Origin of the sequence: Arthrobacter sp. efr-133-R2A-63 (assembly GCF_030209795.1) — a bacterium.
GTDB lineage: Bacteria > Actinomycetota > Actinomycetes > Actinomycetales > Micrococcaceae > Arthrobacter > Arthrobacter bambusae_A.
This window is the reverse complement of record NZ_JARVRG010000021.1, coordinates 180315-195048: the sequence shown is the minus strand read 5'-3', so window position 1 is coordinate 195048 and position 14734 is coordinate 180315. Positions and strand designations below refer to the sequence as shown.

General features: G+C 63.3%; 16 protein-coding genes and 1 pseudogene. 7 read left to right on the top strand and 10 right to left on the bottom strand.

Annotated features, from left to right (window positions below; all coding sequences use genetic code 11):
• Positions 1-57: 57 nt before the first annotated feature.
• The 7 genes from QRN45_RS11740 to QRN45_RS11710 all read right to left on the bottom strand — a co-directional run bounded on the left by QRN45_RS11740 (position 58) and on the right by QRN45_RS11710 (position 6297).
• Positions 58-786 carry a YcnI family copper-binding membrane protein gene (locus tag QRN45_RS11740; protein WP_241709638.1) on the bottom strand — a complete coding sequence of 243 codons (729 nt, stop codon included), beginning with the start codon at positions 784-786 and terminating at the stop codon, positions 58-60.
• A gap of 85 nt (positions 787-871) precedes the next feature.
• Positions 872-1495 carry a hypothetical protein gene (locus QRN45_RS11735; protein ID WP_241709639.1) on the bottom strand — a complete coding sequence of 208 codons (624 nt, stop codon included), beginning with the start codon at positions 1493-1495 and terminating at the stop codon, positions 872-874.
• A 122-nt stretch (positions 1496-1617) separates the two neighbouring features.
• Positions 1618-2835, bottom strand: a complete 1218-nt coding sequence (locus tag QRN45_RS11730; protein ID WP_241709640.1) for a hypothetical protein — start codon at positions 2833-2835, stop codon at positions 1618-1620.
• A 66-nt stretch (positions 2836-2901) separates the two neighbouring features.
• On the bottom strand, positions 2902-4131 hold the full coding sequence (locus tag QRN45_RS11725) for a cation:proton antiporter (protein WP_241709641.1): 1230 nt from the start codon (positions 4129-4131) through the stop codon (positions 2902-2904).
• Positions 4132-4172: 41 nt separating this feature from the next.
• Complete coding sequence (locus tag QRN45_RS11720) at positions 4173-4568, bottom strand: hypothetical protein (RefSeq protein WP_078106666.1); 396 nt, start codon at positions 4566-4568, stop codon at positions 4173-4175.
• A complete protein-coding gene (locus tag QRN45_RS11715; protein ID WP_078106665.1) occupies positions 4561-5133 on the bottom strand; it encodes an SRPBCC family protein in 573 nt (190 codons plus the stop codon). The genes QRN45_RS11720 and QRN45_RS11715 overlap by 8 nt, the downstream gene beginning before the upstream one ends.
• 12 nt (positions 5134-5145) lie before the next feature.
• Positions 5146-6297 (bottom strand): sulfite oxidase, encoded by a 1152-nt coding sequence (locus QRN45_RS11710; protein ID WP_241709642.1) that lies wholly within the window; start codon positions 6295-6297, stop codon positions 5146-5148.
• A 621-nt stretch (positions 6298-6918) separates the two neighbouring features.
• Between QRN45_RS11710 and QRN45_RS11705 the strand changes: the two genes are divergently transcribed.
• The 4 genes from QRN45_RS11705 to QRN45_RS11685 all read left to right on the top strand — a co-directional run bounded on the left by QRN45_RS11705 (position 6919) and on the right by QRN45_RS11685 (position 11246).
• Positions 6919-8493, top strand: a complete 1575-nt coding sequence (locus QRN45_RS11705) for an RHS repeat-associated core domain-containing protein (protein WP_241709643.1) — start codon at positions 6919-6921, stop codon at positions 8491-8493.
• Between the two features lie 56 nt (positions 8494-8549).
• Positions 8550-8900 carry a hypothetical protein gene (locus QRN45_RS11700; RefSeq protein WP_241709644.1) on the top strand — a complete coding sequence of 117 codons (351 nt, stop codon included), beginning with the start codon at positions 8550-8552 and terminating at the stop codon, positions 8898-8900.
• A gap of 1082 nt (positions 8901-9982) precedes the next feature.
• Positions 9983-10585 carry a DUF1214 domain-containing protein gene (locus tag QRN45_RS11690; RefSeq protein ID WP_241709645.1) on the top strand — a complete coding sequence of 201 codons (603 nt, stop codon included), beginning with the start codon at positions 9983-9985 and terminating at the stop codon, positions 10583-10585.
• A 1-nt stretch (position 10586) separates the two neighbouring features.
• Positions 10587-11246, top strand: a complete 660-nt coding sequence (locus QRN45_RS11685; RefSeq protein WP_241709646.1) for a DUF1254 domain-containing protein — start codon at positions 10587-10589, stop codon at positions 11244-11246.
• Positions 11247-11342: 96 nt separating this feature from the next.
• On the opposite strand, the gene QRN45_RS11680 is transcribed toward QRN45_RS11685, so the two are convergent.
• Positions 11343-11984 (bottom strand): dihydrofolate reductase family protein, encoded by a 642-nt coding sequence (locus QRN45_RS11680; protein WP_241709647.1) that lies wholly within the window; start codon positions 11982-11984, stop codon positions 11343-11345.
• Between QRN45_RS11680 and QRN45_RS11675 the strand changes: the two genes are divergently transcribed.
• Positions 11983-12627, top strand: a complete 645-nt coding sequence (locus QRN45_RS11675; protein WP_242598842.1) for a DM13 domain-containing protein — start codon at positions 11983-11985, stop codon at positions 12625-12627. The two genes, QRN45_RS11680 and QRN45_RS11675, sit on opposite strands and share 2 nt — an antisense overlap.
• A 29-nt stretch (positions 12628-12656) precedes the next feature.
• On the opposite strand, the gene QRN45_RS11670 is transcribed toward QRN45_RS11675, so the two are convergent.
• On the bottom strand, positions 12657-13076 hold the full coding sequence (locus tag QRN45_RS11670; RefSeq protein ID WP_284763500.1) for a hypothetical protein: 420 nt from the start codon (positions 13074-13076) through the stop codon (positions 12657-12659).
• A gap of 134 nt (positions 13077-13210) precedes the next feature.
• Positions 13211-13570 (bottom strand): annotated as a pseudogene (locus QRN45_RS11665) (NAD-dependent epimerase/dehydratase family protein); the annotation flags it as partial.
• A gap of 66 nt (positions 13571-13636) precedes the next feature.
• On the opposite strand from QRN45_RS11665, the gene QRN45_RS11660 reads away from it, so the two are divergent.
• Positions 13637-13972: a metalloregulator ArsR/SmtB family transcription factor gene (locus QRN45_RS11660; RefSeq protein ID WP_241709650.1), complete on the top strand. Its 336-nt coding sequence runs from the start codon at positions 13637-13639 to the stop codon at positions 13970-13972.
• Positions 13972-14700: a hypothetical protein gene (locus QRN45_RS11655; protein ID WP_241709651.1), complete on the top strand. Its 729-nt coding sequence runs from the start codon at positions 13972-13974 to the stop codon at positions 14698-14700. Before QRN45_RS11660 ends, QRN45_RS11655 begins: the two co-directional genes overlap by 1 nt.
• The last annotated feature ends 34 nt before the right edge of the window (positions 14701-14734 follow it).

The following is a 14734-nucleotide window of genomic DNA, read 5'->3' as shown; positions in this document are numbered from 1 at the left end:
GCGGCGCCGGATTGGCGTCCGGATCGTAATGTTCCGGACGCCCACCCACCGGACTCGTTACTTGGGCACTGAAGCCTTGGCAGAACGGCTGCGGAAGAAGGCCGCGCCACCCAGCCCAAGCCCAGCTACTCCGGCGATCAGCCCGGCCCAGCTGCGCGCCTGTGAGCCGTCGTCGGTCACCGAGGCAGCTTGCTCTGTGGAGATCGACGCAGCCACGTGACCATCGCCCGCGGCCGCATCCGCGGCTGTGACGGCCACTGACGGCGCTGGAGCCTTGAGCGAGTGCGGGTCCTGGCCGTCCTTCGGGATTTCAGCCCAGTTTGTCTGCCCCTGCTCGCAGTTCTGGAGCGTGGGGAAGTAGAGCGTCTTACCGGCGGCGTCGGGCAGCTTCACGGACAGGACCAGCGCGTCGCGCAAGTGCGGGTCCAGTGGAGCCTTGGCCGTGTAGACAATCTGGCTGGTGCGCTTGGTGATTGATGTGCCGTCGGCCAGCTTCTTGGGCGCGGGCAGCGTCTGCGTCACTTTCTCGACCGTCCAGTTGGGGTTCACCGTGGGCGTGGCGTCCGTCAGTTCCTCGGGCAGGTTGATGGTCAGCTTGGTGGTGCCCGAAGTGTCGCAGCCATGCGGGACACCGAAGGTCAACAGAGCATACGAGTTGGCCGTGGTCTTGTCCGGGGTGACAGAAACGTGGGCAGATGCGCCCGCGAGCCCGGCCATCATCAGCGCGGCGGTCCCGCCGGCGGTTGCTGTGGCAGTAAGGGCACGGCGGAGTGGGGACTTGTTCATGGTTGTTGCCTTTCAAAGGGCGCGCGAAAGCGCGCCAAAGTGCGGGGATATGCCCGTCACCAGTTAAAGGCGGTGCCGGGCGGAGTCAGGAGGGTACGACGACGGCGGGCGGGCCGCGTCTGCTGTCTTGCCTGAGGTTCCGCCACGGGCGGGGGATGAATACGGCAGGTGCGCTGAACGCAACAGCTGCGCTGCCGGCGTCGGGCCTGAAGACCAGACGGATGAGCCGGAGGAGGGGACGGAGCCAAGCCTCGAGCTGCCACAGCGCCTGCTCGCCCTTGGCCAGCAGCAAGGCCGAAGCGGCTGTCGCGAGGGCATGCCCCGTCAACATCAACCAGCTGAGGGGAGTGTCGGCCTCGTGAAAATGTACAGTTTCGGCTCCCAGCGGCGGCGAAACGTGCTCGGCCGCGAGGTGATGTGCCGGCGATTCCGGAGCCGGGCCCATGAACGGACCGAATGCCATAAATGCTTCGTGCAGGACCAGCTGGCCGGCTCCCAGAAGGAAGGCAATAACCGGGAAGCCGAGCTTGAACCGGGTAGCAAGCGTGGTGACGAGCCCGGTCAATGCGAGGACGGCCAGCAGGACCGGTGTGACGGGAAGCGCGCCGCCGGAGAGGACGTGGGCCCCTGCTGCGAGGGCAACAATGGCCACCGCCAGAGCGGCCGAACGCAACGCATGGAAGGGGGTCCGGGCAGGCGATGAGCGCACGGGTTCCTCCCTCGGTAGCGTTCCAGCAGGTGATGGACCGCCCAGTTCCGGCTGGTCAACCCCGACATTCTATCGGTGGTTCGTGGCTGGACTGCCGTCGGATGGGTCGTGTGACGGGGTTGCTAGCCAGGGTGGACCGGGCCCGGTTCGAAATTGTCTTCCATGGCAAGAACCAGGGCGAGCGCCGGGATCACACACTGGATGACCGGCGGCGGAACGGTGTAGTGGGTGTCCACGTCGACGAGGCCAAGATCGGCGAGGGTGGCGAGCTCGCGGAGCGCCCGGATCGCCTCGAACGTGGGCAATGCGCTGCCCACCGATTCGTTCGCTGCCGCACTCTTGAGTTCGTCCACGCTGACGGGCTCTCCAGTGGCTCCTCTCAGGAGTACCCTGGCCAGGGTTGCATTATCCCGGGGACCTTCCTCCCACATGTCGCCGGAATCCATCACTGCACTGGCAAGGAATACCGTGAGGAACTCACGCCGGATCTGAAGCCTCGAATCGAGGTCTGGGGAGTCCCACGATTCGGCGGCCGCTCCGGGTGCGGCACGTGTTGACCCGATCGACAGGCCATCGATGTCCACCAGCGCGGCCCAGATTTCACGCAGCACGGGAACTTCGTGCATGGAGCCGACTTCAAATGACTCCGGATCGGCTTCGGCCGCGCCTTCGCCCTCCGGGAGAGGCCTTTTCCCGGTCTTTTTCCCTCTGGCTTTCACTCCTACCGCTCCGGCAGCACCTTCAATGTCTTTCAGCCGGAGCACGCCAGTGCTGGTGACGTCCTTTCCGGCTCCGAGCCACTCCAGCAAACGTCCGGTCAACTGGAGAACGGGCAGTTCCTGGAACGCCCGGTCCTGCTCTTCGTCGGAAAGTTCCGGAATGTCGTCAGGAAGGCCCAATTCCCCGGAAGCTTCTTCGGTGAGGAGCATGTGGAGGACGAAGTAGTCCTCCTCGGTCCCGGACCAGCGGCCAGTTTCAAAGAGGAATTCAGTGTAGAGGTGCAAGTAATCGAAGATCGCTACGAGCGCCTCATCGCTATCAGCCTCGTCAAGCGTGCTCGCAAGGGCAAGGGCTGCGTCGTCCAAGCTGTCGGGGTCGAACCAGGTTGCGGAGCTTTCTTCGCTGATCGCGTGGCTTGCCGAGATGAAGAGTTTGACTATGTGCAAGCACTGCAGGGCGTCTTCGGCGTCACTGAATCTTTCGTACCAGCGAACGAAATCCGGGGTGAAGGAGTCGACTACGCGATGGTTGAGGACCAACTGCAAGGGCATTCTGGGGGCCGAAGGCACTGCCTTGAGATGCCCGCCACGGGTCTTTGGCTTTTTCGTCTTCCGGCTCATGGCAACTCCTTCATTTCCCTGGCGCACAGCTACTGCATCGACGTTACCCGACGCAGTACGCGGGAATCACGCAGTGATCGCCGGACCACCTTCCGACGGCTTGCCTGCCGGGCCTTTGCTTGCCGGGCCACCGCGTTTTGGCCCCTCGCCTGCCGAACCCGGTGCGGCCTGCGAGAAGCTGCGTGCCGCCCTCGAGCCCGCGATGGTGCATGCCCCGATGCTGATGAGGGCACCGAGGATCATCGCCGCGGCTTCTCCCGGTTCCAGCAAGTGCAATTGGGAGCCGATGGTGGCGGCGGCAACCGGCACTCCCAATTGGGATGCCGCCAGCACCGCGAGCGGCAGTGGCTGGCCGAGGGCCCGGATGCTTCCGTGCACCAGCAGTGTTCCAAAGCCAAGGCAGATCCCGAGGAGGATCATCCGCGGGCTGCCCGCGAGGGTCCGCAAGTCCAGCGACGCACCCAGCCAGACGAAGAAGACCGGCCCCAGGAAACCGTCGCTCACGGCGAAGAGCTGGTGCGCCAGGCGGCGGGGTTCGCCCACCGCTGAGACCACCAGGCCGAAGGAGAACCCGGCCAGCATGATGGAGACGTGGCCGAGGACCGCGAGCCCGGAAAGCGCGAAGAGCAGGGCCAGCTGGATCCGCAGTTCCAGGGCGAACTTCCGGTCTTCGGACATTTCATGCAACCGTCCGCGGTTGCCGCTGTTCTCCAGCCAGCGAAGCACGAAGAACAAGGCCAGCGCGCAAACCGCGACGACGGCTGCCCCCACCGCTGCCCGGCCGGCGTTAGGCGGGTCGACGGCCAACGGAAGCGCCACAATGCAGGCGATGTCAGCGATCGCCACTTGCGCCGTCGTCGTCAGGACCTTCGGTCCTGCCAGCCGAAGGGAGTCGACGATCGGCAACACCAGTGCGGCCGAGGAGGAAGCGAGCAGCACGATATAGAGGGGAGCATGTCCGGTCCCGAAGGCAAAAGCGATGACGATCCCGACGACGGCGGCCAGCGCCGCGGCGACGCCGGCGCGCAGGGCGCCGCTGCCCAGGGCGGGACGGATGGCTTTGTCCCGCACGGGGACGTGCGTCCCGGCGACGAACATGATGAGGGCGAATCCGACGTCGGCCACGAAAGTGAAGGTGGGATCCGAGGAATCAACCAGGCCCAGGCCTGTGCGTCCGATGACGATGCCCGCCAGCAACTGTCCCAGGACAACGGGAAGGTGCCATTTCCGGGGCAGCGCGAGCAACGGTCCGAGGAGCGCGACCGTGGCGATCAGCGAAAGCTGAAAGAACGACACGCGTTCCTCCTTCTACCGGCGTTGCGGTTGGTTAGCGGTGGTTACCGGGGCGCATTAGCCAGTTTGAGAGGAATGTCGGTGTTTTCGTTCGTGTAGTAGCTCGCGCACACCCGATGGTAGCCATCGGCCACCTGCGCGGGAATGCCGCGGGCCAGGTCGCCTTTGACGATGAGGATGGGCGAGAGCTTCTTGCCTTCCTTGATCTTCTTCAGGTCCGAGGCCACGTGGGCGTTGTCCTCGGGCAACAACGCTAGACGCGCGGCCCGGAGAATGTCCTTGGCCTTGCGGTGTTGGATGGGCGCGTCCTTGAGCGCCGCGATCACGGAGGCGACGACGTCGTCGGATTCCAACAGAGACAAATAGTCGGCCGCGCTCGGATAGTCCTGGTCCTCGGGCTGCGCCAACCAGCGGACTTCGTCTTTGTTGTCATCAGGCATGCGTTGTACTCCTTGGCCAACGGTAGCGGCTTGCAAACGTAGGCGGCGCGGGGCGGGGGACCTTGGAGAGGTCCGTGCCGGGACGTCGTCGTCGTAATTCAAGGGCGAGACTCTCCTGGCCGCGGGCCATCGCCCAATGGTGATTCGCGGCAAAAGCGGGCTTGAGCAGCCATCTTAGCCGCCGGAGCAGCGGTTTTGATGTGCTGACCCGCCAGTCATAGGTGATCACCGTTTCCGGACCGTCCTGTTCGAAAGTCCAGCGCCCGGTACCATGCAGGTCGCCGTTCGCCGCGATCGCGAAACCGCGCTCCGTGATGGGTTCGGTGACCGTGAACCTCCAGCGCAGCGTGTACGGCAGCCAACCCTTGGAGTGCAGGGAGAAGGCCTTTCCTGTACCGTCCGCATTTCCCGGATCGAGCGGAACAACCCTCAGGTACACCGAGGGCCACCAGCGGGGCAGTGTTCCGGCGTCGCCCAAGATGTCCATGACCTCACGCGGGGTGCCCGCGACCCGCCAGACGGTGAGGAATTCGTAGTCGGCGGTGTTCTTGGACGTGGCGCCCATTGCCCGGCCCGTTTACTCCCGGACCGTTACGGTCAGCCGTTGGATGTCGTTGTTTCCCATGCCTTGGTAGTTCCACTCCGGGGTATCGGGCTGGGTCTGCCCGGTGGAATCCGTCGCCCGGCATGCCAACTCGTGGGAACCGGGCGTTGCGATCCACGTGAACGTCCATCCGCGCCACGCATGACGTCCGGCCGGAGCGTGAAGTTGGGCTTTCTCCCAGACCCCGTCCACGCAGATTTCGACGCTGTCCACGGTTCCCTTCCCGGACCAGGCCCGGCCGGTCAGCAGCACCGGTCCTGCGTCGAGCGTGCGCTGCCTCGTGAGGAAGTCGGGAATTCCAGGGGGAACCATGAGGGAGCGGACTTTGATCCGCTGAACGGGTTCGCCCGGATCGTCTGCGTCCTGGGTGTAGCGGTAGGAGCCGAGCTGTTGGTAGCCGTCGAAACTGTGGTCTATTGCCTCGATGGATTGCAGCCATTTGACGCTCGTCATCCCGTACCAGCCAGGGACGAGCAACCGGACAGGGTAGCCGTGCTGCGGCGGAAGGGCTTGGCCGTTGACCTCGTAGGCGAGCAGGACGTCGTCGGACATCGCTTCCGCGAGGGTCAGGCTGCGCGCGTACTGATGCTCCTTACCGCCCTGGATCCCTCGGTCCGCGCCCGTAAAGACGAGCTCGACGGCGTCCGGTGACACGCCGGCGTCGAGCAGCAACGGAGCGAGCGGGGTGCCGGTCCACTCGGCGGTCCCCACCCCACCTTGGTCCCATGGCTGGCTCACAGGCCGCGGTTCCAGCCGCGAGCGGCCGTTGCCGGCGCACTCCATGGTGACGGCTTGGGTGCGGCGCTCGCGGTGCTGGAGGTCGGACAGGGTGTACTCGTGCGGATGGTCCACGAGCCCGCCGATATTCAGCCGCCACGAGACGGGATCTATCCGGGGGACGTCGAAATGGACCAGGAGGTAGTGCATGCCCAGCGGGGTGACGGGCCATCGGAGCATTTCCAACGGCATGGCATGGTTGCGCGAAGCGAGTTGCAGTTCTTCACGGGTGATGGGACCGGTGGTTGGGGTGGCCGGTGCGGTTGGTTCTGTCGGAGCGGCGGGGGCGGTGGGGACCGGGGTGGCAGCAGCGGCGCCTTCCGCTGTGCGGCGGGTGTTGACGCTCATGCTCCCAGTATGGGCGCCCGTGGCGGTGGTGTCACTGGGATTTGACCTGGGCAACGGGGCGGACGTGTCTCGCGGCGGTCCGGGTCCGACGTCGGGCTGTTGGGAAGTATTCTTGGTCTTTGGCGCTTGCGCTCCTGGATGAAGACAGATGACAAGAAGGAGAGCCTCCGTGAAGATCCGAGCCCCACGACTCGACGTGAGTGGTGTTCTCCTTGTTTGGGCCCTGATATTCGGACTTTGGCAACCTATTATTTGGTGGCGGGGGATTGTCGCTGCCGTATGTTTGATCGTCGCGCTGTGGGGCTTTGTTGCTTGGTACCGGCGTCGTCCTGCGCGGGGGCGTTAAGGTTTTAGGAATTCCTTTCATCCTCATCAGTGACCAATTTCGCGGGGAAATTTGTTAGTGACGCATCACGGCTGACTGGACGGACCGAATTCCCCTTGTTCGTGTTCCGGACTCGCGCGATGAATGGCCGATGATCCAACCGTTTAGCGGCGTCGATGGCTTGCCGCTGGGTTTGATATGTCATTCCGGTGACGCTTGCGCCGGGGGCACCCCGGAACCGGACACCTCCAACGTGAACTACGTGCAAGGCCAGACGGTCCCGAAACTCCGCGATCGTGCCCGTCGGGGCGGACGGAACGGTCTCGTTCACGAACAACTCCACCGGCACCGTCCAGCTCATCGCCGACACCTCCGGGTACTACCTCGCGCCGGCCACCGGCCAACCCGGCCCGCACCGGCTCCAATCCATGACCAGCACCCCCGCCACCGGGACACCCACCACCAACACCTTCACCTGGGACGCGGCAGGGCGGATGACCGGCCGCGCCGGGGAAACCCTTTCCTACGCCCCAGACGGGAAACTCGCCACCACCACCGGCACGGCCACCCTGCCCGTGAACCCGAATCCCTCCGCCACCGCCGGCACACCGCCGGCCCCCGTCACAGGGACAGCGGGAAGCACCGGAACGAGGTTTTTCGACGCCGGAGGGAACCTTGTCGGGATCACCGACGGCACCGGCACCACCGTCACCCTGGGCTCCATCACCGCCCACTCCACACCCGGCGGGGTCAAAACCGCGACCAAGAGCTACACCTTCGCCGGCAAAACCGTCGCCCAGCGCACCGCCTCCGGCGGGAAGCTCAAGCTCGCCTTCATCATCAGCGACGGGGTCGACACCGCCCAGACCATCGTCCAGGCCAGCAGCGGAACCACCCCGGTCACCGCCCAAACCCGCTACACCGACCCGATCGGCCTGGCCCGCGGACCCACCCAGGCCGCACCCGGAACCGGCGCGTACGCCACCGCCACGGGTTCCACCACCGGTGTCGGATCCAACGCCGCCAACCCCAACGGCTACGGCGCCCCCAACGGGTACATCGGCGGGCTTGCCGACACCATCAGTACCATCACCCACCTCGGCGCCCGCGACCTCGACCCCGTGCTCGGAGCCTTCACGAGCCCTGACCCGGTCCTGAAACTTGACGTGGCCAAGAACTTCTCCCCGTACGTCTACGGCGAGGCTGACGCGATCAACAACGCAGACCCCTCAGGACTCATGATCCTCGGGCCGAGGCTCACCGACGGCCCGAACGGCGGCTCCTGGCACGGATCCGACGCCACCCCCGGCGCCGACCTGAACGTTGTTCGCCTGGTGAACGGGTTCAGGCCCCCAGCGCCACGTACCTCGCCGTCAGGACAACGCTTCCTGCAAGAAGTAGCGGACAGTCCGAAGCCACAACCAACTCCCCAACCCAGCCCGCAACAGTCAGCCTGCAGCCAGTACCACGGCAACTGCATCCCGAACTACGCCAAGCTCAGGGCCGAGGCATACAACAAAGGCCTGAGTGACAACTTGGGAACGTGGAAAAAAGCGGAAACGACATTCGGGCACTGGTCGACAGTAACCGGTGGTGCAGCGGTGGTGACTGCATTCATACCTGGCCTGGAAGAAGTTTCACCGGTGCTAGCCGGATCTAGCCTGATAACCAGCACCGCTTCAACTAGTATTGCCTGTACGGTCGGATCGGGACCGATAACGAAGGAATGCGGCATGGGGCTAGTCACTACAGCTGTCGGTTTCGTTTCCTTTGGGTACGGAATATACGCAACCAAGATGGTATTGGGCCTGAGTGTCGCTACATTGCCTGCGGACCTATTTACGAGCGGATATGGAGCCCTGACTTGGTAACCCCTGATCTCGAGCGTCGGCTACTTGCAGGGCCCACAGCCTACGCCCTGATGCGTATGCGTCTCAGAACTACGACTATTACTTTGGCCTTCCTCGCCATCATGGGCGTCCTGAACGTTTCGGGCACCCCTCTGTTGTGGCCCATGTACACCGCTGCAGCTGCCATGGTCGCGAGCGGCATTTCAGTCGCAGTCCTGGTCATCTACGTAGCGATAAAAACAAAAGCCGAGGAAGAAGCCGGCTACACCACCCTGCAATACGGGAATACGAAACTTGAGCAGCGCGACCCATATCTAGGCAGGGTCATCCGTGCACCCGGAGAGGACAATCTCGAACGACCGCAGTTCCGCACCATCATCCAAACTGCCAAGGACGAGGCCGAGAGATTAAAGCCGCACCGCAGGTAGGCGGTTCCCGAGGCGGAACAATAAGATGGATGTCCTGTCCCCTTGACACCGTCTTCTTCGGTCCATTGCCCTGGTTTCGACCCCTCGCGTCGAAGTCGCTCAGAGAAGGCCGTCGGCGCGAGCGGGAACTACTCCGTGTCAAGGATTCCTGACACAGGGGACGTGAAATCAGGCGCTAAGCCTTGACTGTCTGTTTGGGGTACACCCCAAACAGACGTACACCCCGTGTGAAACGATCCCAATGGATACGTGTCAGGCTGGGGTCGAAATCGAAATTTCTTGACGCATGGCGACGGGCTCTTAGAGTTGCCCTGACACTATGGGTGGGAAAAATGACTGGCCAGACTTTCGGTTAGCTAAGGGTCAGCTCTCTCGACCAGAACACGATCCGGCAACTCGACGTCGAGCAGCTCGACCGCGTTTTCATGGACGGGGCGTCAAGGGACCGCCCTTGCCAAAAAGGCCGGCGTCGACAAGGGCAGGGGCAAGGCGCTGAATACCCGGCAGGCGGCCGACCTGGTACGACGTGCCGCCGCTGGAGAAGCGAAAGCCGCACTCGCCGGGGAACGGTTGTTGGCCGCGATGGGCTTGTCGTTCCACCCCCGGCGAAAGACGATGCCGCCGGTCTTGTGTTCGCGGGACTTGGCCGGGGTGGGGGCTCCTCGGCCACGGGCTCAGCCGCCCGGACGAACGCGGATGGATGAAGTTCGGTCCGGCCACGGTGGAAGATGCCCCACGGTCGTAGGCGCATGGTTATCAGCTGCGCTGCTGGGCCTCGGGCTTCTGCTTCGAAGACGTCTCGATCTTGTTCACCGTCTTGGCCCTGTCAGCGGCAGCATGGGGGATGGGGTGCTCTCGCGGTATTTGATAACGGACCTCCACCGTAGGAGATTCCCTGCGTGTCGTCTACCCACTTGGCCCATAAGCACTGGCCGCAAAGCGTGAACACCAGGATGACAGCCCCGGAATCGGGTCGCCGTGGTCTCCTTTTGATCCTGTTCGAAGACGCCTCGCTGCTTCCTCGCTCGCCGGATCAATGCAGAACACCACCCAGCCACATAGCGCAGTGGTAGTTTGCGGGTATGGCAAATGCCCTCGCGTGGTTCTCGCAGTCCGGTGTGGTCCAAGGATTGATTCTCGGTGCCGTGCTGGCCTTCTTGACGGCGATCGTCATCATGAATGCCGTGGGCCGGGCGGTCACAACAACCGTCAATGGTTGGAGCGCAATCCGCAAATGCGGCCAGCCCGGCAACGGAGTCCTCGTGCGGGCAGCGTGTGCAAAAGCGTTGCCCGTCGTCAATGTGTTTGAAGAGGCCGCGTACTGGACTGCAACTGTGGATGGTTCAGGACAAGCGCTGAGCGGCAGGCACGGATACGTCCTGCATTTTCCTGCCGGGAAACTTCCGCCGCATAATGCCTTCTGGTCGCTTACTCCGACCGATGCCGTCGGCTATATGGTGGACAATCCCACTAATCGCTACAGCGTTGGTAACCGTTCGCCGCTCGCGCAGAACACTGACGGTTCAGTGGATCTCTATCTCCAGCATCACGCTCCGAGCGGGCACGAGCAGAACTGGCTGCCCATTCCGCCAGGGAACTTCAAGCTGATGTTCCGGGTGTATCTGCCTGGCGCGGCAATTCTCGACGGCACGTACCAATTGCCGCTCATTGACAGGGCGCAGTGAGATGAACCGCCTCATCTTGAAATACGGACGTCCCCTTACCGCCGTCATACTGGCGGTCTTCGCCTGGGTCATCTACCGACGGATCGCCAACGGGGACGGGATCATTCCACTCGTCATAGCGGCTGTCATTGTATGGGCGCTGGGCGCACCCGCTTTTATCTACCTCTGGCCGCGGCTCACGGTCAATGGATACAAGAGGGCGATTCTCAAACATGGGTTCGGGGAGGGCCCGATCCCTGTCAACACGCTGTACGCCGTGCCCGGCACCTCGTCACCGTCGACGGCGACGTCGCGCGGGAGCCTTATGGCAACCGGGGCCGACGACTTGCTCTACGTCGGCGGCTGGCTCGACTTGAGCAAAGGGCCGCAAATCCTGCACGTACCGGACATGTCCGGCCGTTACTTCAGCGTGCAATTCACCGACCCGTCGAAAAGCACAAATTTTGCCTACGTCGGCAAACGCACCACGGGAACCGAAGCCGGCGACTACTTCCTTAGCGGGCCCGGATGGAAGGGAACCGTACCGAACGGCATGACGCAGATTTCTTCGCCAACCCACTCCGCGCTCGTCATTGGCCGGGTCTTCGTCGAAAGCGACAGCGATCTTCCAACCGCTTACGCGCTCGCGAAGCAAATACGGCTCGCGCCGCTAAAGCAATAGCCTGACCGGCCCAGAAGTACGACGGCGGACGTCTCGCCGTCGATGTTACTCACGCTCAAACGCGAGTAGACGCACTCAGACGATTCCGTGCGTGGATCATCGGCGGAAGGTGACGTGGATGATGCCGCTTTCGGCGGTCTCTGACGTGACGGTGTAGTCGCTTTCCAGCCCCCGGAGATCGTCCCAGAGCCGTATTCCGCTACCGAGCAGGATCGGTGTGATCCCGACGTGCAGCCGATCGACAAGTCCGGCCTTCAGGTAGTCGCGCACCACGGTAGGACCCCCTCCGATACGCACATCCTTTTCGCCCGCTGCACTGAGCGCTCGTTCAAGCACCTCTTCGGGGCTGCTGCTTACGAAGTGGAAGGTCGTACCGCCGGCCATCGTGATGTCAGGGCGGGGCGTGTGAGTGAGGACAAACACGGGGACGCGGAACGGCGGCTCGTCGCCCCACCAGCCCTTCCACTCGGGGTCATCGGGGAAGTTATGGAACCCGAACATGCCGGCACCCATAATTTCAGCTCCGACTCCCTCGAAGTAGGCCGCCGCGTACTTGTCGTCGACGCCGGACGTTCCTTCTCCACTCGTGTCATGTAGGACCCGCTCACGGAACGTGCGGGTGGACGTATATGCGTCAACGAGTCGGCCCCAGTCCGAACCGAACGGATTCTCTGGAGTTGCGTCCGTCGTCGTGGCGAAACCATCCAGCGAGATATTCAGGTCAACTCGAACAGCCATGGTGAAGGTCCCCTCAGATCAGTGGTTGCGTTATGCAATCACCATACTGGTGCTGGGATCACCGTCACGGAAGAGTTCATGGCCGAATTCATCGTTTCTGGGCGCACATCGTGCGGTAGTGTGCGGAGAACAAAACGGGGGAATCCATGAAAAGGCAATCTGGCGCGTTCATTCTCCTCGCCGTTATTGGCTTAACTGCCTGTACCTATACAGATTCAGCTGGAGAGCCGCCCCGGCTGAGAACTTCAAGCTCAGCCGCGACCATTGCCACCCCTCTGCCTCACCGAACAGCGCGCGTAGGACGGCCGAGGGCGAGTTTCAGTCGCAAGCTGCCACCACAAGGGGGACAGCCACGCTACGAGTGACGGATTCCGGAGCAATTCTGGAACTCAAGGACTTTGCGACCGAAAGCAGCAAAGACCTCCGGGTGTTTCTCAGTCCTGGGACGCTGAGCCCCGGCGCGAATGGCGAACTCGGCCTGACGTCGGCCGCTAGGTATGAGCTGGGTGGGCTAAAAAGTAGCCAAGGAGACCAGCAGTATGAAATAGGCAGCCAACAGTGGGCGAACCTGCCCGCAATCGGCTGCGTTGTCATCTACGACTACCCGGCCCGATTAGCCTACGGAGCGGCCAACCTCAAGTGAGGTTGGTCCGATAAACAGATTCGGAAAATCTAGAAGCCGTCACGACGCCGCCCGGCCCAACAATTCGTGATTCGGAGGTCCCTGAGGCCAAACCGCCCGTCGGGCAGTGCGGCCCGGATGCGCTCGTCGTCAAACATGAGAGTCGGGCGGATTCCTTTGGGCAGTTGGGGTGCGAAAGGTGCGGGCTCGCTAACTCCTTCGGCGAGCATCCGCGCTTGTGCTTTCGCAACGAGCGGCACCACCATCGTCCACTCCGTGAGCTGCGCGAGCACGCGGATGGCCCAGACCGGGGCGCGTACGTAGACAGGCCGTCGCCCGGCGACGCGGGCGATCCGGCGAACAGCTGTGGCGAACTCAAGTTCCTCGGCTCCGACGACGGCGACGGTCGGGTTGGGAACGCGTCCCTCGAGAGCTGCGAGCAACACATTGACGGCTTCCTCGACGGGCACGGGCCGGACCGTCCGATCACGGCACCCCACAGTCGCGAAACCGGCCACGTGCGCACGGCACGAGTCGCATGGTCCACCATGTGATCACCTGATCCGTAAATCATCCCGGCTTTGAGGATCGTGTGGTCGATCCCGGACCGCCGTACGAGTTCCTCGGCGGCCCACTTCGTCTCGTGGTATGCCGAACCACAGTCCGGCCGGGCGCGAAGGAAGCTAAGCATGACGATCCGCCGTACGCCCGTTCGGCGGGCAGCCTCGACGACGGCGCGAGTGCCGTCGACATGCACACGTGCGAAGGTCTGATCTCCGATCTCACGATTGATCCCTGCGCAATGTGCGACGACGTCGCAACCCGCGAATGCTGCCGTCAAGGCGTCCACGTCATCGATCGGCACGCCCGTCCGACGAGACACGATGACGGTATCCGCGGGATCCAGCCGCTTGGCGAGGTGACGTCCCACGAATCCGGTACCGCCAGTTATGGCAACACGCATTATGTTCTCCTTTGCTTATTAGCAATGAAGCTAAACTGTATATAGCTATTGTGCTATATTGCAAACATGACAGATACGGCGTCAGACATCTTCGCCGCTCTCGCGCACCCGACGAGACGGCAGATCCTGCAGGACCTCAAGGACGGCGAACTCGCCGCCGGCGAGATCGCCGCGCGGTTCCAAGCCACCGGGCCGACGATCTCGCGGCACCTCGGCGTGCTGCGCCAAGCGGGTTTGGTCACCGAGCGGCGAGATGCCAATCGCATCCTTTACTCGCTCGTGGGTGAACGGCTTGCCCTGTCGGTCGGCGACTTTCTCTCGACCGTGTGCCCCGAACAGATCGTCCTACGCGAGGTCCGGAAGCGCGGCACCGGCCGCACAGCAAAGGCGCAGCAGGGGTGATGGCCCTCTCTGCGCTCGTCACTCCGTGGTACAGGCGCACCCGAACCGGTGCCGGAGATGGCCCGGAACAGCCGGGGTCCGTGGCCCCAACGCCCATTCTCGACCATGAAACCCCGGGGATCGCACGGCTCGTCTCCCGGTCACAGGACCTCGCGCAGTCAGCTGAACAAGTGGCCGTGCTTCAAGCCGTCCACTCGATCATCCTCGATGAAGTACGCGCTGTGTATGCGCTGGAAGAGGGCACGCCGGCCTCCCGAACCCTTGCGCGCGGCTTCGGCTCATGCAGCCAGCGCCTCGCAATTCTCGAAAGCGCCGCGCGAGGCATCGGAGTTGCGACAAGAGTGCGAGCCCTTCTCATCGATCGGTCCTTCTGGTATCCGCGTTTCCCACACATCGGCGCTGCGCTTCCGGACCGAGTACTGCTCGTATGGCCGGAATTCAACATTGAAGAGTGGAGGCCTGCGTCCGAGCTCTTCGGAGCGATCGGATGCCGCGGAGGTGGATCATTCACAAACAGCGGTTCGGAAACGCTGTTCGAGGCTGCGGGGCGGTGTGCTGTTGACTGGGACGGCCGGGCAGAGGATAACGCGTATGATCTTTCACGGTTCATTCGCGCCGACTACGGGTACTTCTCGAACCGGGACGACGCCTTCAGGCAACTCGGACAAACCCTCTGCGCACCGTCTCGCGCAATCGCGGACCCCATTCTCCGCCGCATCTCCGCCTGAACTAGGCCCTGGTACCCCTGCCAACCCCCACAAC